This window comes from Diaphorobacter ruginosibacter (assembly GCF_014395975.1).
GTDB classification, from domain to species: Bacteria; Pseudomonadota; Gammaproteobacteria; order Burkholderiales; family Burkholderiaceae_C; genus Diaphorobacter_A; species Diaphorobacter_A ruginosibacter.
The window spans coordinates 758052-776441 of the sequence record NZ_CP060714.1; the positions used below are offsets into that span (position 1 = coordinate 758052).

19 protein-coding genes are annotated in these 18390 nt (G+C 66.4%); 3 read left to right on the plus strand and 16 right to left on the minus strand.

Annotation, left to right across the window (positions count from 1 at the left end):
• The first annotated feature begins 39 nt into the window (after positions 1–39).
• Positions 40–540 (plus strand): cyanophycin metabolism-associated DUF1854 family protein, encoded by a 501-nt coding sequence (locus H9K76_RS03460; RefSeq protein ID WP_187598192.1) that lies wholly within the window; start codon positions 40–42, stop codon positions 538–540.
• Between the two features lie 129 nt (positions 541–669).
• On the opposite strand, the gene H9K76_RS03465 is transcribed toward H9K76_RS03460, so the two are convergent.
• The 3 genes from H9K76_RS03465 to H9K76_RS03475 all read right to left on the minus strand — a co-directional run bounded on the left by H9K76_RS03465 (position 670) and on the right by H9K76_RS03475 (position 4063).
• Positions 670–1587: a 5'-nucleotidase gene (locus tag H9K76_RS03465; RefSeq protein WP_187598193.1), complete on the minus strand. Its 918-nt coding sequence runs from the start codon at positions 1585–1587 to the stop codon at positions 670–672.
• 36 nt (positions 1588–1623) lie between these two features.
• Positions 1624–2853: a type II secretion system inner membrane protein GspF gene (gene gspF, locus H9K76_RS03470; protein ID WP_187598194.1), complete on the minus strand. Its 1230-nt coding sequence runs from the start codon at positions 2851–2853 to the stop codon at positions 1624–1626.
• A 208-nt stretch (positions 2854–3061) separates the two neighbouring features.
• Positions 3062–4063 carry an LLM class flavin-dependent oxidoreductase gene (locus H9K76_RS03475; protein ID WP_187598195.1) on the minus strand — a complete coding sequence of 334 codons (1002 nt, stop codon included), beginning with the start codon at positions 4061–4063 and terminating at the stop codon, positions 3062–3064.
• Positions 4064–4393: 330 nt separating this feature from the next.
• On the opposite strand from H9K76_RS03475, the gene H9K76_RS03480 reads away from it, so the two are divergent.
• On the plus strand, positions 4394–4942 hold the full coding sequence (locus tag H9K76_RS03480; RefSeq protein WP_187598196.1) for a CZB domain-containing protein: 549 nt from the start codon (positions 4394–4396) through the stop codon (positions 4940–4942).
• 35 nt (positions 4943–4977) lie between these two features.
• Here H9K76_RS03480 and H9K76_RS03485 read toward each other — a convergent pair whose 3' ends face one another.
• The 10 genes from H9K76_RS03485 to gspG form a co-directional block, all read right to left on the minus strand.
• Positions 4978–6339: a GspE/PulE family protein gene (locus H9K76_RS03485; protein ID WP_187598197.1), complete on the minus strand. Its 1362-nt coding sequence runs from the start codon at positions 6337–6339 to the stop codon at positions 4978–4980.
• 59 nt (positions 6340–6398) lie between these two features.
• A complete protein-coding gene (gene gspD / locus H9K76_RS03490; protein ID WP_187598198.1) occupies positions 6399–8771 on the minus strand; it encodes a type II secretion system secretin GspD in 2373 nt (790 codons plus the stop codon).
• Between the two features lie 4 nt (positions 8772–8775).
• On the minus strand, positions 8776–9585 hold the full coding sequence (gene gspN / locus H9K76_RS03495; RefSeq protein ID WP_246475280.1) for a type II secretion system protein N: 810 nt from the start codon (positions 9583–9585) through the stop codon (positions 8776–8778).
• 56 nt (positions 9586–9641) lie between these two features.
• Positions 9642–10166: a type II secretion system protein GspM gene (gene gspM / locus H9K76_RS03500; protein ID WP_187598199.1), complete on the minus strand. Its 525-nt coding sequence runs from the start codon at positions 10164–10166 to the stop codon at positions 9642–9644.
• Complete coding sequence (gspL, locus tag H9K76_RS03505; RefSeq protein WP_187598200.1) at positions 10163–11404, minus strand: type II secretion system protein GspL; 1242 nt, start codon at positions 11402–11404, stop codon at positions 10163–10165. The genes gspM and gspL overlap by 4 nt, the downstream gene beginning before the upstream one ends.
• Positions 11405–11471: 67 nt before the next feature.
• Entirely contained in the window at positions 11472–12488 is a 1017-nt protein-coding gene (gene gspK / locus H9K76_RS03510; protein WP_187598201.1) for a type II secretion system minor pseudopilin GspK, read from the minus strand.
• Complete coding sequence (locus tag H9K76_RS03515; protein ID WP_187598202.1) at positions 12485–13210, minus strand: prepilin-type N-terminal cleavage/methylation domain-containing protein; 726 nt, start codon at positions 13208–13210, stop codon at positions 12485–12487. The genes gspK and H9K76_RS03515 overlap by 4 nt, the downstream gene beginning before the upstream one ends.
• A gap of 3 nt (positions 13211–13213) precedes the next feature.
• Positions 13214–13588 (minus strand): type II secretion system minor pseudopilin GspI, encoded by a 375-nt coding sequence (gene gspI / locus H9K76_RS03520; protein ID WP_187598203.1) that lies wholly within the window; start codon positions 13586–13588, stop codon positions 13214–13216.
• A complete protein-coding gene (locus H9K76_RS03525; protein WP_187598204.1) occupies positions 13585–14010 on the minus strand; it encodes a pilus assembly FimT family protein in 426 nt (141 codons plus the stop codon). Before H9K76_RS03525 ends, gspI begins: the two co-directional genes overlap by 4 nt.
• Before the next feature lie 72 nt (positions 14011–14082).
• A complete protein-coding gene (gene gspG / locus H9K76_RS03530; RefSeq protein ID WP_187598205.1) occupies positions 14083–14535 on the minus strand; it encodes a type II secretion system major pseudopilin GspG in 453 nt (150 codons plus the stop codon).
• Between the two features lie 50 nt (positions 14536–14585).
• Between gspG and H9K76_RS03535 the strand changes: the two genes are divergently transcribed.
• Positions 14586–15170: a type II secretion system protein N gene (locus H9K76_RS03535; protein WP_343066298.1), complete on the plus strand. Its 585-nt coding sequence runs from the start codon at positions 14586–14588 to the stop codon at positions 15168–15170.
• Between the two features lie 79 nt (positions 15171–15249).
• Here the strand turns inward: H9K76_RS03535 and H9K76_RS03540 are convergent, their stop codons facing one another.
• From H9K76_RS03540 to ilvA, 3 genes are read right to left on the minus strand one after another with little or no spacing between them, the layout of a single operon-like run.
• Entirely contained in the window at positions 15250–15825 is a 576-nt protein-coding gene (locus tag H9K76_RS03540; protein ID WP_187600823.1) for a histidine phosphatase family protein, read from the minus strand.
• A gap of 35 nt (positions 15826–15860) precedes the next feature.
• A complete protein-coding gene (locus H9K76_RS03545) occupies positions 15861–16700 on the minus strand; it encodes an adenosylcobinamide-GDP ribazoletransferase (RefSeq protein ID WP_187598206.1) in 840 nt (279 codons plus the stop codon).
• A 37-nt stretch (positions 16701–16737) separates the two neighbouring features.
• Complete coding sequence (gene ilvA, locus H9K76_RS03550) at positions 16738–18321, minus strand: threonine ammonia-lyase, biosynthetic (protein ID WP_187598207.1); 1584 nt, start codon at positions 18319–18321, stop codon at positions 16738–16740.
• Positions 18322–18390: the final 69 nt, after the last annotated feature.

Below are 18390 nucleotides of genomic sequence, written 5' to 3' on the forward strand. Positions count from 1 at the left end.
TGCATGCCTGTTCCCGAACAAGACCCCAAGAAAGACACCATGACCTCTCCTAGCCAGACCCCGGGCACGCCGCCACCATCCTTCACCCTGTCGCGCAACGCCCACGGCCGGCTGGTGCTGACTCTGGCCGATGGCGTGCCGCACGTCGGTGCGCTGCCGGTGCGGGCATTTCCCATCACCGCGCCCAGCGATGGGCTGTCCCTGTTCGGCACCGACGGGCATGAGCTGGTGTGGATCGACCGTCTCGACCAGCTCCCTGCCGCGCAGCGCACATTGATCGAGGAGGAACTAGCCGCGCGCGAGTTCGTGCCGACGATCGAGCGCCTGGTGCATGTGTCGAGCTTTGCGACGCCCAGTACCTGGACGGTGCAGACCAATCGGGGGCAGGTGGATCTGGTGCTGAAGGCGGAGGAGGACATCCGCAAGCTCGAAGGGCGCACGCGGCTGCTCATCACGGCGAGTGACGGGATGCAATACAGCGTGCCCAATGTGGGGGCGATGGATAAGCATTCGCGGCGGTTGTTGGGGCGGTTCTTGTAGTCTTTTTTTGCTGTTTACTGGTTGTAGGGCGGAGGCCGGGGGCAGTCCCGGCCTCCACCCTATAACCAGATAAAAGCACGTTCTAGATAGAGATAAAGATCACCAGGCCAGCGTAGTGAACACGCCACCTCAACCCTCAACACGCACGGAAGAGCTGTTGGCAATGCCACTGCTGACGTGACCCGCAGGGACATGCCGTGCGGCGGAGGTGACGTGGCCTGTCTGATCGTCGAAGAAGAAGTCCGGCTCGAACTCGCGCAGGAACGGGCCTTTTTCGAGCCCCCCGAGGAACATGGCCTCATCGACCGCGATGTTCCAGTTCATCAGGGTGCGGATCGCGCGCTCGTGTGCCGGGGCGCTGCGTGCCGTTACCAGCGCGGTGCGGATGCGCATGCCGTTGCTGCCTGCCTGCTGCAGGCGGTGCAGGGCGGCCAGCAGGGGCTTGAAGGGGCCTTCGGGTAGCGGAAGCCCGGCCTTGTCCATTTCGTGGCGCTGGAAGGCGGCCAGGCCGTCGCGCTGGTAGACCTGTTCGGCCTCATCGGAAAACAGTACTGCGTCGCCGTCGAAGGCAATGCGCACTTCATTGGGGTGCGAATCGCTTGCGCGCACCGAGTCTGTGAAGACGTGGGCCGCGGGATGGCCAAGGCGCAGTGCCTGCGAAACGTCCTGTGCGTTGGCCGAGAGAAACAGGTGGGCGCCCAGCGGGCGCAGGTACCTGAAGGGCGCGCCGCCCTGCGTGAACACACCGCGCTGCAGCGCGATGCCGGCCGCCTGCGTGGAGCGGAAGATGCGCATGCCGCTCACCGGGTCGTTGCGCGAGAGCATGACGACTTCCACGCGCTGGCGCTCCTCTGTGTTGAACGCGAGCAACTTCCTGACCAGCGAGAACGCCACGCCGGCGCGCGCGGGTATGTCCAATCGTTCGAGCTGCAGTTGCATGTAGGCCTGCGGATGCTCGGGGTCGAAGAGCCGGTTTTCCTCTTCGAAGTCGAACAGCGCGCGCGAGGAGATCGCAACCACCAATTGATCGTCGAGTGTGACGGGCATGTCCTGCGCTCTTTTCCTTGTTTCTCTGTTCTTCGCTTACTTCACGAACTGGTTGAGCTGGATGATGGGCATCAGCACGGCCAGCACGATCAGCATGACGATCAGGCCCATGCCCACGATCAGCAGCGGCTCCAGGATGGTGGCCAGTTGCATGGCGCGGCGCTGCACCTCGGTGGAGAGCTGGGTGGCCGCGCGTTGCAGCATCAGCGGGAGCTGGCCGGTCTGCTCGCCCAGGCGTGCGAACATGGAGACCAGGCCTGGAAAGCGTTTCTTCTGGGCGATGGCGGAGGCGAGCGGCGCACCTTCGCGCACCAGCACCAGGGCGTCGAGCGCGTCGGCCCGCATCGCCCGGTTGTTCAGCGTTTCCGCAGCGGCCTGAAGCGCCTTCAGGATGGGTACGCCCGCCCCCGCCAGCATGGCCAGCGTGCCGGCGAAGCGGGCTGCGTTGTAGCCGCGCGCAAGCTTGCCGATCAGTGGCAGGTTGAGCCACCATGCATCGAAAACGGTGCGAAAGTGCGGGCGCGACAATGCGGCGCGCATGCCGATCCCGCACAGAATCAGCACGCCCAGCATCAGCCAGCCGTAGTTCCGCACCAGGCTGCTGAGCGCAAGCATGGCCACCGTGAGGGTCGGCAGTGCGCGCTTGGTACCCGCGAAGACGTTGGCCACCTGGGGCACGACGTAGCCCACGAGGAACAGCACGATGACGATGGCGACGAGGGTCACGATCGCAGGATAGAGCGACGCACCGATCAGCTTGGAGCGCAGCGCCTGGCGTTCTTCCAGGTCATCGGCCAGTTTGTCGAGCACCTCGCCGAGATGGCCGCTTTGCTCGCCCGCGCCGATCACCGCACAGAAGATGTCGGAGAACTCGCGAGGATGCTGCGCCAGCGCCTTCGCGAAGGTGGAGCCGGCATTGACCTCCGCGCGCAGGTTGGCGACCAGATGGCGCTGGCGGTCATTGTCCGCCTCTTCAGAGAGGGCGCTGAGTGCTCGCTCGAGCGGCAGGCCGGAGACGATCAGGCCAGCGAGCTGGCGTGTCCAGATCGTGAGCTGAGACGAGTTGAACACCGGGCGGGTGAACAGGCGCTGGCCGAGCGTGGTGGTTCCGCCCGCCTGCTGGTGGGCCGCAAGCGCCTCCACTGCCAGAGGCACGAGGGCCTGTGCGCGCAGCAGGCTACGTGCAGCCTTGGGGCTGTCGGCATCGATCGTGCCCTTGCGGGTCTGGCCCTCGGCGTCCAGTGCTTCAAAGGAAAAGGCGGGCATGCGTAGTTTTCAAGGGGTTCGGTCGCGCCCTGCCCGGGAGTCCGGTTCCTGGCGCCAATGCCCTGATGGTAGCGGGTTGGCGAGACGCTGCGATGTCCGGGCGGCCTCCGCGCATCGAAAACCATGCCCGTGGGGGTGCGCGCAGCGGCTCTACCGGCTTCACGAGACGACCGCGCCGATCACGCGTTCCGAACCAGCATCCCCTTGATCAGTTGCGAGCGGCTGCTGCGGCGATCTCCAGGGAGCGCAGGCGCAGCGCCGGATCGAACACGTCGCTCACCAGCATGAACTCGTCGGCCTCGGTCGCCTCGGCCAGCGTCTCGAAGCCCTTGCGCACGGTCTCGGGCCCACCGATCACCCCAATGGCGAGGAAGTCGGCGATCGCTTCGCGTTCGCGGGGGCCAAGGCTGGCGAGATAGTTGTCCACGGGCGGCTGCAGCAGTCCGCGGCGGTTGGTGAGAATGCCCAGGACGCGCTGGTAGGTGCTGCTCGCAAGGTACTGCGCTTCCTCGTCGGTGGGCGCTGCGATCACCGGAACCCCGATCATCACATGGGGCTTGTCCAGTGTCTTCGAGGGCTTGAAGCGGGCCCGGTAGATCTCGATGGCGGGCATCAGGAAGCGGGGTGCGAAGTGCGAGGCGAATGCATAGGGCAGGCCCTTTTCCGCCGCGAGCTGCGCGGAGAACATGCTGGAGCCGAGCAGCCAGATGGGCACCTCGGTGCCCGCGCCCGGAACGGCCGTGATCTGCTGGCCTTCCTGGGCGGGGGCCAGCAGGCGCTGCAGCTCGGAGACCTCCCGCGGGAAGTCTTCCTCGGTCTCGACACGGTTGCGGCGCAGCGCGCGCATCGTCGGGCCGTCGGTGCCGGGGGCCCGGCCCAGTCCCAGGTCGATGCGCCCGGGATACAACTCAGCCAGCGTGCCGAAGGCCTCGGCCACCACCAGAGGGGCGTGGTTGGGCAGCATGATGCCGCCCGAGCCCACGCGAATGGAGCGGGTGGCGCCGGCAATGTGGCCGATCAGCACGGCGGTGGCGGAGCTTGCGATGCCGGGCATGTTGTGATGCTCGGCCAGCCAGTAGCGCGTGAATCCCAATTGTTCGGCGTGCTGTGCTGTGCGAAGTGAAATGTCCAGTGCATCGGCGACGGTGGAGCCTTCGCGGACGGCGACCAGGTCGAGCATGGAGAGGGCGGGCAATCTGGATGAACTCATAGGCCCATTGTGGAAGCCGCGAAAGAACTCCGCCGAGCGGGGACATTTGTCCTGGATGGACGTGCGTCAACAGCGGGGCACGAATTTCACCCATTTGCGGTATATGCAAACAATTTTCAGCTAATTACAATTTGATGCCGATAGGTCATCTAGATGACATTTGCATCTTGCTAAAGACTATGGTGTGCAAGGATAATAGTTTCAAACAATTTATATTGTAAATATCATTAACGATAGGCATTGCGTAGGGTGACGGTGCTCCGCTCATGTTTCTTGTTGCTTAACCCACGCCTTGCTGAAGGCCCAGCACTTCAGCCCCGGGGAGGAAAAATGGACTTCTTGAAGCGATTGTTTGCATCGTCGCCCCGGAAAGACAGTTCCGCCAGACCGGCTCGTCCTGAAGACTGGTCCACGGTACCGTCGCTGCAGGCGAGCGAGCTCGTGGCCTTCGGCGACGAGGTGAGCCGTCTGTCCGTCGAGTTCGATATCGAGGCGCTGGTCGTGAGCCACGAGCGCTGGATGCCCTGGCTCTGGCAGGCGCTGGGTGGCCAGATCGACGCGCAGTTGCGGCCGGATGTGATCCGTGATGATCGAAGCTCCGAGCTCGGCGCATGGCTGCACGATGCGGGACGCAAGGCGCTGGGACACCTGCCCGCCTACGACCTGCTGCTGGTGCGCAACCGTTATTTCCATTTGAAGGCGGCGGAGCTGATCACCCTGCTGGAAGGCGGCGAGCAGGCGCGCGCCGAGCATACGTTCAAGCAGTGCGAGCACGCCTCGCGCCAGATCGTGCTGCTGCTCAAGGAACTCAAGCGCGGTCTCGCGCGCCATGCCGCTCCCTCGCAGAGCCGCAAGCCGAGCCTGACGGCCGGAGGCTGACCTGCACCGACCCGCGGTGTCTTGTTTTCCCGGGGTCAGTCGCGCGTGACGCGCAGCACCTCTTCCGCGCTGGTGATGCCGGCAGCCACTAGCCGGTCTCCATCGGTCCGCATGAGCGACATTCCGCTCGCCAGTGCCTGGTCGCGAATGTCAGATTCACTGGCCTGTCCGTGGATCTGCGCGCGGATCCTGTCGTCCACTTCCAGCAGCTCGAAGATGCCCGTGCGGCCGCGGTAGCCGGACGGATCGCTTGCGTCGATCTTGCGCACCAGCCGCTGGGCCAGGACGCCAAGCAGCGAACTCGACAGCAGGAACGGCTCGACACCCATGTCGGTGAGGCGCGTGATGGCGCTGGTGGAGTCGTTGGTGTGCAGCGTGGCAAGCACCAGGTGGCCCGTGAGCGACGCCTGGATCGCGATCTGTGCGGTTTCGAAGTCGCGGATTTCACCGATCATGATCACGTCAGGGTCCTGGCGCAGGATGGCACGCAGGGCCTTGGCAAATGTGAGGTCGATCTTGCTGTTGATCTGGGTCTGGCCGACGCCCGCGAGCTCGTATTCGATCGGATCCTCGACGGTCATGATGTTGCTGCTGGACGCATCCAGGCGCGCAAGCGCCGCATACAGCGTGGTGGTCTTGCCCGATCCCGTGGGCCCCGTCACCAGGATGATGCCGTGCGGCTGCTGGATCAGGCGTTCGAACTGCGAGAGCACGGGACCCTGCATGCCCACCGATTCGAGGCTGAGCTTGTTCTCGCTCTTGTCGAGCAGACGCAGCACGGCGCGCTCGCCATGCGCATTGGGAAGGGTGGACACGCGCACGTCGATGGCCCGGGTCCCGAGGCGCAGCGAGATGCGGCCGTCCTGTGGCAGGCGCTTTTCGGAGATGTCCAGGTCCGCCATGATCTTGAGGCGCGAGATCAGCGCCGCGTGCAACGCGCGGTTGGGCTGAACCACCTCGCGCAGCGTGCCGTCCACGCGGAAGCGCACGCTCGAATGGCGTTCGTAGGGCTCGATGTGGATATCGCTCGCACCGTCACGCACGGCCTGCGTGAGCAGCGCGTTGAGCATGCGGATGATGGGCGCGTCTCCCGCCGATTCCAGCAGATCCTCCACGGCCGGGAGCTCCTGCATCATGCGCGAGAGGTCGGCGTCGGACTCGACCTCGCTCACGACCATCGCGGCGCTGGAGTCGGACTGCGAATAGGCAGCGCTGATGCGCTGCGCGAGCGCATGGTTGTCGAGCTGGGCGAGCTGCTGCACGGGATGCTTGCGCAGCACTTCGGATACCGCGCCCATGTCGGGCACTGCGCCGTGCCAAAGCACCAGTTGATGGCCATCGTCCTCCAGCAGCAGCTGGGTCGATCGCGCGAAGGTGTAGGGCAGGGGGTGGCGCATGGGCTCTCTGTCTGGCGGTTGCTCTGAGGGGATCGATGGCGGGCGCGGATGCGCAGGCCTCACTGGGGCGTGAAGCTCGGGTCCTGCACACTCCAGTTCTGTGGTGTCGCCTGCGGCTTCTCGGCGGGGCTGGCCGACGACATCGGCAGCAGCGGTCCGGGCACGGGCTTGGCCGGCGCGCGGTTGTCCGATGGCTTGCCCTGCGTGTTCAGCGGCGGCAGCACCGGCGCGTCGCTCACCGCGCGCATGATGGTGCTTTCCGCGGGCTGGTTGTTCAACTGCATGGCACGGATGGCCTCGTAGCGGTCCTGCACCAATGCATCGCTGGTGGCATCGTCACGGATCACGACGGGGCGAAGGAACACCATCAGGTTGGTTTTGGTGCGATTGCGGCGTTCGTTACGGAAGAGTCCGCCCACAACCGGAAGGTCACCCATCAAGGGCACCTTGTCTTGACCGAGCCCGTAGGAGTCCTCCAGCAGGCCGCCGATCACAATCACGTTGCCGTCCTGCACCAGCACGGAGGACTCGATCGCGCGCTTGCTGGTGGTCGGGCCGTTGGTGTTCTTCGCGGTGTCGTTGTTGACCTTGGAGACTTCCTGGTAGAGCGTGAGCTTGACGCTACCGTTCTCGCTGATCTGCGGGCGCACGCGCAGCATCAGGCCCACGTCCTTGCGTTCGACCGTGGTGAACGGATTGACCGTGGAGCTGCCCGTGGAGTTGGCGTAGGAACCCGTCACGAACGGAACGTTCTCGCCGATGATGATCTGGGCTTCCTCATTGTCGAGCGTGAGCAGGTTCGGCGTGGACAGCACATTCGCGTCGCCCGTGTTCTCGAGGAAGTTGGCAAGCGCACCCAGGTAGTACTTGCCGTTGATGCGCGGTGCGATGGCGATGTTCATGCCGGCGGAAGGCTTGACCGAGGAGAGCGCGCTGGTGGTACTGCCGGAGCTGCCCAGCCCGGCAGCAGCCAGAGCCAGGTCGATGATGTTGGTGCCGGTCTGTCCGGAGTTGGTGCCGATCACGCCCAGCGTGCTGCCGTACTTGCCCATGATGCCCTGCCACTGGATGCCGAACTCGGCCACCTTGCTGGCGGAGACTTCGACGATCAGGCTTTCGATCAGCACCTGTGCGCGGCGTCCGTCGAGCTTGTCGATGACGGCGCGGATCTGGCGGTACTGCGGCTCGGGCGCCGTGATGATCAGCGAGTTGGTCGACGGATCGGCCTGGATCTGTCCGCCGGTGGATGGCTGGTTCTGGCTACCCTGCGAGCTGCCGAGACTGCCCAGGCCGCCGCTGGTGCCGGAGGAGCCGAGGCCGCCGCCCGAGCTGCTGGTGCTGGTGTTCTGCAGGCCATTGTTGCCGGTGCTGCCGAGGCCTCCGGTCATCCCGCCGCTGCCGCCGCTGAAGGGCAGGCCGGAGCCGGTGCTTCCCGAGCCGGAGCCGCCGCCCATCGAGCCGCTGGAAATGGCGGCGCGCAGGGTGGCCGCGAGCTTCACCGCGTCGGCGTTCTTCAGGTAGACGACGTGGATGTTGCCGGTGGCAGCGGAGCTGCCCACCACGGGCGCCTGGTCGAGCTTGGCGACCAGCGAGCGCACCAGCGCGAGGCGCGCCGGATTGGCGGCGCGCACGATCAGTGCGTTGCTGCGCGGCTCGGCCAGCAGTGTGGTGCGATAGGAGGCGTCGCCCTGCACGCCGGGGGTGCCGGTGGCCGTGGGCGTGCCGCCGCCGCTGCCGTCGACGAGCTTCTGCACCAGTGGCGCGAGGTCGGACGCAATGGCGTTCTGCAGCGGAATCACCTCGACGTCGCTGGCATTGGAGACGTCCATCGCGGCGATGATGCGGGCGATGCGCTGCAGGTTGTCACCATAGTCGGTGATCACCAGCGAGTTGTTGCCGGGATTCACGTTGATGGTGTTGTTGGGGCTGATCAGCGGACGCAGCACCGGCACCAGGTTGTTGGCATTCTCGAAGTTGAGCTTGAAGATCTGCGTGGCGATCTGCCCGCCGCTCGGGGCCGTGCCCGAGCTGCCCTGCGTGACCGTGACTGCGCCTGTCTGCAGCTTGGCATCGGCCTCGGGAACGACCTTGTACAGGCCCGCGGACTCGACAATGGTGAAGCCCTGCAGACGCAGCGCGGCGAGGAACTGGTTGAATGCGACGCTGGGCTGCACCGGCTTGTCGGTGACCAGCGTGAGCTGGCCCTTCACGCGGGGATCGACCACCACGTTGCGGCCGGTGATGGTGGCGATCGTGCGCGCCACGGCCTCGATGTCGGCGTTGGCGAAGTTCAGGGTGACGGGTTCGTTGGACTGCACGCTGCCCTGGGGCGCGGAGATCGCGTGCATGGGAACGCCGGCGCACAGCAGCAGGGTGCTGGCGGCAATGGAGTGCAAAGCAGTCCGCAGGCGGTGTCGAGGCAAAAGAGTCATAGGGTCAACCCACGGTGAGGATGGAGCGGTCGCCGGTGCGCCGCCCAATGATATTCAATAGATTGGCAAGCGCGGCCTCGCGGCCCTGAGCCGCCCTGGCTTCGCCCATGAAGCGCAGCCTCTGGCCCACCCACTGGCCCGAGCCGTTGAGCAGCAGTGCGCCGTCCAGCGTGGTCAGGGTCAGCGTAGGGGCCTCGCCGCCCTGGAGCGCGACGCGGTAGCTTCCCATGGGACGCAGCGTGGACAGCTTGGACGACACGTCGAGCGCATCGAGCTGCACCAGTCCCTGCGTGGCCATGCGGCCCGCATTCCATTCGATCTGCAGATTCTGCGTGGACAGCGACAGCTTGCCCTGGGGCTGGATCGTGTTCCAGGGCGTGCCCAGTCCGCTGAGCACGGCGGCCGGCCAGTGGCTCTCATGGTTGGTGACGGTCAGCGCCATGCCGTTCAGGCGCATGCGGGCACGTGCCTGGATCGGCGTGGTGGTGCAGCAGTCGGAGCGCAGTTCCACATTGGCGCCCACGAAGGCCGGGCGCAACTGCCAGTTCAGCCGTCCGGGCAATGCGGACTGGTCGGTGCTGCCCTGGCCGCCGGTCAGCACGAGCTGGGCTGAGCCGTTCCACAGCGTACCGCGCGCCTGCTGCAGCTGTACCTGTCCGCGCGTTGCCTGGAACACGCCGGCCGCAAACCAGCTGGCCGGCGCCTGCAGGCCGAGCACGGTCAATCCGCCCAGCAGGCCGCCCAGCACCGCCCAGCCCCGGGGTGCGCGGATGCTGGCGGAAGGGCGTTTCGGTGAAAGCTGTTTACGGGCCACGGGTTCGGAAAAGGGTTGTGCGTTGTGCGGCAAGTGAAGGTGAAGGCGTTTGCGTGTCAGTTCGATGGGGGCAGCGACAGGATCAGCGTTCCGTCCCAGTGCGCGGGCAAGGCCGGGGCATTGCCCTTGGTGCCGGCGCTGCGCACCAGCTTGGCCTGGATCGGCACCACGCGCGCGGTGCTGCGCACCTGGGCAAGCCACTGGGCCAGCGAGGTGGCAGGCACGCCCTTGAGCGTGACCGTTGCACGATCGGCGACGATGGTCATCTGTGCGGACGCGCCCATGGACTGGGTGAGCGAGCTCTGCAGCGCGCGGACCGCATCGTTGGCCTGGATGCGCGGCGCCTTCTGCAGTTCCAGTGCTTCCTGTTGCAGGCCGCGCATGTGCTGGAGTTGCCGGTCGAGCTGCGCATGTGCCTGCGGGGCGAGGCGCAGCGTCTTGATGGCGGGCGCCAGGGCGACCCACCAGACCAGGGCAAGGCCCACGAGGCCGGCGGCGGCCATCACGAGCATCTGCTCGCGCCCCTGCAGGGCGTTCCAGCGTTGCTTGAGGGCGTCGAGCGTTTCGTTTTTCCTGTTCATGGCTGGCCCTCCGCTGCGCGTACCCAGATCTGGCGATCCTGCTGGCGTGCTGTGAAGCCGTCGGCGCGCAGGCGCTGATTGACGGCATCAAGCTCTTCCAGGCTGATGTTCACGCCGCCGAGCTTGAGTTCGGCGTCGGCAAACTCCACCTGGGCCGGCACCTGCCCGGGCGGCAGGGCCACACCCGTGGCAGCCATCAGGGGCTCCAGGTCGCGCGGCGACACGCTGCCCGCCACCTGGCGCAGTTGCGTCACTTCACGCTCCATCTGAACGGGCGCATCCACGATGACCTTCACGTTCGGAAAGGTCTGCTGCAGGATGCTGCGCACGCCGGCTTCCTTGGCCTTGAGCGACTGATTTTCCTTGAAGGCCCAGACGTTCAGGCCCACGACCTGGGCGATCAGGGCAATGCCCAGCGCCCAGCGTCCCGCGCGCCACTGTGGTGCGCGCAGAAAGCTGTTGAGGGCACCGCTCACGCTGCGCAGCGCGCGCGTGCGTCCGCTGCTGGCGAATTCGAGCTGTGCGAGGTTCCAGTTGCCGCGTGCCGCCGCCAGCGACCGGTGGCCCACGGTGGCGATCTCCACGGGGCGGCCCAGCATCTGCTCGGCCACGCCTGCCATGGCGGGTTCGGCACGCACGATGGGTGGTGTCTCGCCATCGCCATGATGCAGGCCCAGCGCGAGCGTGGCTGCATTGAGCGGAAGCACGGTCACGGCCTTGTCCGGGCCTTGCGAGGTGAGCACCAGCTGGGCATCCTCGGGCACGCCCAGCACATACACCAGCCGCTCGCCTTCGGGGCCCTGGGTGCCGGGGGCAAATTCTGGCACGATGCGGCTGGCCGGGCGTCCGGCCGCCTCGAGCACCTGCAGGTTCATGCGCAGCCAGTTGCGGTCGCACACCGCCACCCAGGCCGGGGCACCGGAGGGGGCATCGGGCTCGAGCGCAAAGTGCAACTGGGCCGGGTCGTCCAGCACCTGCTCTTCCAGCAGGCCCTCCAGCACCGACCGCAGGCGCGTGGGGTTGCTTGCCGCACCCTGGGGCAGCGTGACACGCTGCCACGACATGGCGCGCGCGGGCACCACCACGACCACTTCACCCGTGCGGCCCGGGTCGGGCAGCAAGGTGGCTGCGGCGCTGGCTTGGCGGGTTGCAGTATGGCCATCGGCGGTCAGGGTATAGCTGTACGCGGTGGCCGGCCCCGGTGTGCCCGGAGGCAGATAGATGATGAGGATGCTCATGACTTGTTTTCGCGCGCCATTTTAGGCGGCGTACGTGACAGTGGCAGGCATCGTTTGTACGCAGTGTTCAAGATTTGCCCGGTGCCAGTGTATCTGCCGAGTCGCGCAGGAAGCCGCCCCGCTCGCGCCAGAGGGTGCGCGTGTGGTTGCCTTGCTGCTTGTACACGAGCGAGCGCTCCTCGACGACGGTCTGGTCGATGCGCATGCGACCGCGTATCTCGAAATAGGAGGACTTCACGTCGAAATACTGGGTGGTCAGCAGCTCCGGCTTGCTCAGCAGCTTGGAGGCGTCCTCCACGCTCTTGAAGTAGTTCGATGCGCGCGACTGTACGATGCGCTGGGCGTCCGGCATGTCGAGCCCTATGGCGCTGGCCCAGATCGCCTCGGCATCGGCGGTGTTGATGTTGAGCAGGGTAGGCTGCGGCAGCAGCGTCACGTGGGGGGCCAGCCGGTCGATGGTGGACGGCTGGATGCCCCACCAGGTGAGCTGGCCCACGCTTTGCGGCATCAGCGGGCTCTGGGGGCTTTGCTGGCTTGGCGCACTGCTGCCCTGAGCGGCCGGTGCTGCCTTCGCCATGTTCTGGGCGATCCGCTGGAGCTCCTGCTGCGGCAGGCCCAGATACTGGAAGAGCCGGGTGAATTGCCTGAGCGCGGTCTCGTTGAGCTTGTTGCCTTCCGACACCAGGTTGCGCAGGTTCATGCGCGACTGGAGATCGGTGATGCGGCCCGACAGAAAGGCGTTCTCGGTGTCCGCGGTGGCCGCGCCGGGATCGGACACGTTGCGCTGCGCGGAAAGGAATGTGGACAGCCGCGCCTCCTCAAGGGGGATCGACCACGGCTCGGTGAGGTTGTCGGTTCTGTCGCCCCGTGCGAGCGCGTCCTCGCGCAGGATCAGGCGCGACCAGTCGAGTGCGCCCACGAGGATCCAGGCCGACTGGATGCGTGCGCGCTCGGCCGATTCGACCTCGATGGCGCGCCACTGCTGCCACATCGCCGTGGCGGCAAAGGTGGCCACCAGCGCGACGGTGAGCATGGCGGCCAGCAGCGCCGCGCCGCGCTGATGCATCCGCTGTGTCCGTGTCATGACTTGTTGCCTCCGAGCAGCGGATTCACCCAGTCCTGCGTGATGGTGCCGGAAATGGCGCGTCCCTCGGGCAGGGTGATCTGTACGCGCACGCCCTCGGGAATGGAGGCTGCGGCCTTGCTCAGGCCGCCCAGCGTCTGTTCGGCAAACGAGCCGTTCGAGCTCGACAGCGCATTGGCCCACGCACCACCCACGAAGTAATACAGATGCCACTCGGCCAGAGGGAACAGCTGGGTTTCGCGCTGCGCCTCGCTGCTCGACGGGGTGCGTGCCCATTGCGCAGCGCGCTCCCATGCGGAGTTCCAGTCGGCGCGCGTATTGACGGGCGGGGACTGCCAGCGCAGCCATTGCTGCGAGTCGCCCGACATGCGCAGCGCCCAGGCGACCACGACAGCGCCCTGCTCGGGCTGCTGCGAGCTGCGGCGGGTGAGGCGCAGCACCTGGCCATCCCAGCTGAGGGGCTGGGTGTTGTCGATGGCGATCAGCGCATCCAGGTCGGCGTTCCATTGCGCGAGCGCATTCTGGATCACGACCAGTTGATCGGAGCGCTCCCGGGTGATGACCTGGGAGCGTGCCATGCCGTCGAGCCCGCGCCAGCTCAGCAGCGCAATCACCGCGAGGATGGCGATGGCCACCATCAGCTCGATCAGCGTGAAGCCACCGGCCACGCTGAACGCGGCGCGGCGTGCGGCGGGGTGCGAGGGTCTGCGCAGCAAGGCCATGGGTCAGTACCTTCCCACGATGGTGGAAACGCGGATCACCGGATAGCGCTCGTCATAGACCTGCGCGTCCACGCGCCGGAACTGCGGGTTGGGCAGCGGCGACACCGTCGTCACCACCTGGTATCTGCGGCCTGCCTGCTCGCACACGCTCTGTGTATCGCCGAAGGCGGGCAACTGGCGTGACAGGCGCGCCTTGACCAGTTCGTTCTGGGCGCACACGTGGCCCAGCATCACGTCGGTCTGGCGCGTCGCGTTGACGACCAGGGCCGAGGTGGCCTGTGACCCGGCCATGAGGGCAATCGCCACGATGGCGAGCGCCACCAGCACCTCGACCAGCGTGAAGCCGGTCTGAGGGCGGGGCAGGCGGCGCAGGGTCATTGCATGGCCTCCACGGTGAAGGCGCGCACGCCGTCGGTGGCGATCCTCACGGCCCGGCCGGGATAGGCCTCGTTGACGATCCATACCTGCTGGGCGCTGATGATGGGCTCGGGACCGAGCCACAGTGTCGCCGGGCCGTTGGTGCGGGTGCCCGCGAGCAGCCAGCGATCCGGCATCTTGAGTGTCGGCAGCCCCTCGAACACGAAGCCGTTGGCCGTCGCGCGCCAGCGCACGGTGGTGCCGGACGCGCGGGATTGGGCACGGGCGCTCTCCAGCAGCACAGCGAGCCGCTCGCCCTCGCGCCGCAGCTCGGTCCCGCCCGTGTCGCGCAGGGCAAAGCTCACGCCGACCGTGGCCAGCGCGATGATGGACATCACCACCAGCAGCTCCAGCAGTGTGAAGCCGCGGCTCATTCTCCTCATGGTCGGGTCAGGGGATGTGGCGGCATGCAAGGATGCACATTGGGCATGGCGAGCAATGCGGGAAGTTGGCAATTACTGCCAGCTGCCGATATCGGAATCCTTGCCTTCGCCGCCGGATTGGCCGTCAGCGCCAAACGACATCACGTCCACCTCGCCCTTGATGCCGGGGCTCAGGTACTGGTAGGGGCGGCCCCATGGATCATTGGGCAGCTTCTCGAGATAGGGTCGCCAGTTGTTGGGAACCGGGCCGCTCGACGGCTTGGCGATCAGTGCCTGCAGGCCCTGCTCAGCCGTCGGGTAGCGCTGGTTGTCGAGGCGATACATCTTGAGGGCCTGCATCAGGTTGGTGATGTCGGTGCGGGCCGCCGTGCTGCGCGCGTCATCGGCACGGTCGAGCACGTTGGGCACGATCAGCGCGGCCAGCACGCCGATGATGACGAGCACCACCATCAATTCGATCAGGGTGAAGCCGCGCACGATCTTGCGGCGGGTGGAACGTGCGAAAGCGTGGGCAGATTGCAGCATCTCGGCAGGTTGACTTGGAATGTGTATATCAGGTCAATCATAATCGCGCGATGGTGACAAACACATACAGCCGTTGGAAGGTGCGCGCGGGAACCTTCATTTTGTGGTTCCTGGCGATGGCCTGTGTGGTTTTCTGGGGGCTCAGGCTCTCGGCAGGACCACAGGGTTCTTCGGCACCCGGCATGCCACCCGCACCATCAGTGGTCGACGTGCAGGCCCTGATGCGGCTGCTGGGCGGCACCGAGGTCGTGGTGGCCACCACTCCCAAGGCCGCGCCCACCCGCTATACCCTGGTGGGCGTTCTCGCCGGCATGCGCAGCGGGCATGGTGCGGCGCTGATCGAGGTGGATGGCAAGCCCGCCAAGCCTTTCCGCGTGGGCGCCGAGGTGGCCGACGGACTCGTGGTGCAGTCGCTCGGCCGGCGCGAGGCACACCTGGGTGCGACTGTGGACGGACCCGCAAGCCTGACCCTGCAGATGCCCCTGAAGGTGGCCAGCAACGGAGCCGCGAGCACCTTGCCGGTCGTACCGGTCCAGCCCGCAGCGCCGCCGCTCCAACCCGTCGTGCCTCAGGTGCAGTCCCCGATGATGCCGGGGACGGAAGTGACGGCCTCACACCCGGCGCAGGGCATGTAAGCCGTCGAGGGTCGCCAGCGCCAGCAACTGCACTCGCTTTTGACACCTGCCTTGCAATTGGCTTGCAATTGGGCAGACATCATGGAGGCCCGGGCGGGTCCAGCGGCACGCAGGACCACATTCCGAACCCGGGTGCCGGCATGGTCCATTCATGCGCCAGCGGGGCGCGGTGTCCGTTTCCTGCTCCCGGTTGTTCCATCAGCAGCCACTGCACGCAGCGGATGACGCCGGCATGGGTGATCCAGAGAATGTCACCATGCTCCTGTGCAGCATGCTGCCGCGCTTCGGCCAGCGCATCGCGTACGCGCACCAGCATGGTCAGCAGTGATTCGCCTCCACCAGGAGCGAAGGTGCCGAAATCGTCGGTCCATGCATCGATCTCGGTACGGGCTATGGCATCCCAGGGGTGTCCTTCCCAGCGTCCGAAGTCCATTTCGCGCAGGCGGCTGTCGGCGCGCGGCGCGGGCCACCGTGGCTGGCGCAGCTCCGATAGTGCCTGTGCCAGCTGGCTGCAACGCTGCAGCGGGGAGTGCACTGCCAGGGCGATGTCATCGGGCAGGGCGGCATGCAGTGCCTCTGCGGCCTGCCGCGTGTGTTCGGCATCGGCCGCGACATCCAGGGCTCCGTAGCAGACGCCTGTGCCGATCAGGGGCATGCCATGTCGCGCGAGCCAGAGCCTGTTTGTCGGCTTCACAGCAGCCAAGGCCGCACTCCAGCCGTGCCGAATGCAGCCACGGCCGTCGCCACGCCCAGGTAGAACGCCAGTTCGGCCACCTGCTGGATCGTGCCGAGGCAATCGCCCGTGAACCCCTGCAGGCGTATCTTGAAGCGCCACAGCATCCATGCTGCCCCCACACCGCTGAACAGGATGGCAAGCAACGCGCTCTGCCAGCCCAGCGCCAGCGCCATCAGCACCACGGGTGCCACGCACCACACCGCCGCGGTGAAGAGGGCTGACAGCGCGATCTGGTCGGCAAGGGGCTTGCTCTTGGAGGTGGCCGTGTCGCCCACGTGGGGCAGGGTGCGCACCGCCAGGAGCGGCCAGAACCGCGAGACGACATGTCCGCAGAACAGCGACCACAGCGGAATGGACAGTCCATGGCTGCCCAGCTGGGCCAGCAGCGCGAACTTGGCGGCGAATGCCAGCACCAGCGCCATGGCACCGAATGCGCCGATGCGCGAGTCCTTCATGATCTCGAGAACCCGTTCACGCTGGTAGCCACCCCCTAGGCCATCGGCGACATCGGCCAGGCCGTCTTCATGAAAGCCGCCGGTGGCCATGACCGTGACGATGGTGCTGAGCACCGCGGCGACCAGCGGGGTGAACGGCTGCCCCATGCCTAGCAGCCAGGACAGGGCTCCGAAGCACAGTGCCGCCAGTGCGCCGATCAACCAGCCCACGCCCGGGAAATGCGCGGCACTCGCGCGCAGCATGGCCGGGCTGTAGCCCACCCAGTCTGCGAGGGGTCCGCTCACCGGAATGCGTGTGAAGAACTGCACGGCGAGCAGATAGTGGCGTATCGCTTGCATGGGCGTGGTTCGCGTCGGAGTGCGTCGCCTCGCGGCCTCAGTGGCTGCCGGCCTGCAGGAACAGCCGGTAGGCCGGGTTCAGCGTCTCCTCGACATACGGATAGCCCAGCGTCTCGAGGAACTGGTCGAACGCGGCAGTGTCTTCGGGCGGCACCTGCATGCCCACGAGGATGCGGCCGTAGTCGGCGCCCTGGTTGCGGTAATGGAACAGGCTGATGTTCCAGTGCGGCTGCATCAGGCTCAGGAACTTGAGCAGCGCGCCCGGCCGCTCGGGGAAGGTGAAGCGCATCAGGCGCTCGTCCTGCGCGAGCGAGGAATGGCCACCGACGAGGTGGCGCAGGTGCTCCTTGGCCAGTTCGTCATGCGTGAGATCGAGCGAGTCGAACCCCTGCTTCTGGAAGTTCTTCGCGATCTTCTCGGATTCGCCACGGGTCGTGGACAGGCCCACGAACACGTGTGCTCGCTTGGCATCGCTGATGCGGTAGTTGAACTCGGTCACGTTGCGGCTGCCGCCGGGCAGGGCACCGACCGCCTCGCAGAAGCGCTTGAAGCTGCCGCGCTCCTCGGGGATCGTCACGGCGAACAGCGCCTCGCGCTCTTCGCCGACTTCGGCGCGTTCCGCCACGAAGCGCAGGCGGTCGAAGTTCATGTTCGCGCCGCAGAGGATCGCGGCATAGGTCTCGCCCTTGGTCTTGTTCTTCGCGACGTACTGCTTGATCGCGGCCACCGACATGGCACCCGCCGGCTCGACGATCGAGCGCGTGTCGACGAAGATATCCTTGATGGCGGCGCAGACGGCGTCGGTGTCCACGCGGATGTAGTCATCCACCAGGTTGCTGGCCACGCGGAAGGTTTCCTCGCCCACCAGCTTGACCGCCGTGCCGTCGGAGAACAGGCCCACGTCGGGCAGGGCCACGCGCTCGTGCCGGGCGACCGACTGCGCCATCGCATCGGAGTCGTTCATCTGCACGCCGATCACCTTGATGTCCGGGCGCACGGCCTTGATGTAGTTGGACACGCCGGAGATCAGGCCGCCACCACCGATCGCGACGAACACGGCATCCAGCCGGTTGCTGCCGAGGGCCTGCAGCTGGCGCAGCACTTCCATGGCGATCGTGCCCTGGCCGGCGATCACGTCGGGATCGTCGAAAGGATGCACGAACGTCAGGCCTTGCTCGGCCTGCAGCCTTGCCGCGTGCTCATAGGCATCGGAATAGCTTTCACCGCTCAGCACCACCTCGCCGCCGAGGGTCTTCACCGCGTCGATCTTGAGCTGCGGGGTCGTCGTGGGCATCACGATCACGGCGCGCGCGCCGAGCTTGGAGGCGCTCATCGCCACGCCCTGGGCATGGTTGCCGGCAGATGCGCAGATCACGCCGCGCGAAAGCTGCTCGGGCGTCAGGTGCGCCATCTTGTTGTAGGCGCCGCGCAACTTGAAGCTGAAAACGGGTTGCTGATCCTCGCGCTTGAGCAGCACCTTGTTGTGCAGGCGGCGGCTCAGCGCCTTGGCGACCTGCAGGTCGGATTCGACGGCGACGTCATAGACGCGCGCGGTGAGGATCTTCTTGAGATAGTCGAAGGGGCTGAGGGCGTGTTTGGGCGATTGGTCTTGGGTTGTCATCTGGCGGTCTACAGGCACTGGGCAATGGCAGTGCATCGGCCGCCATCATAGGAACAAGCAGGCCTGTCC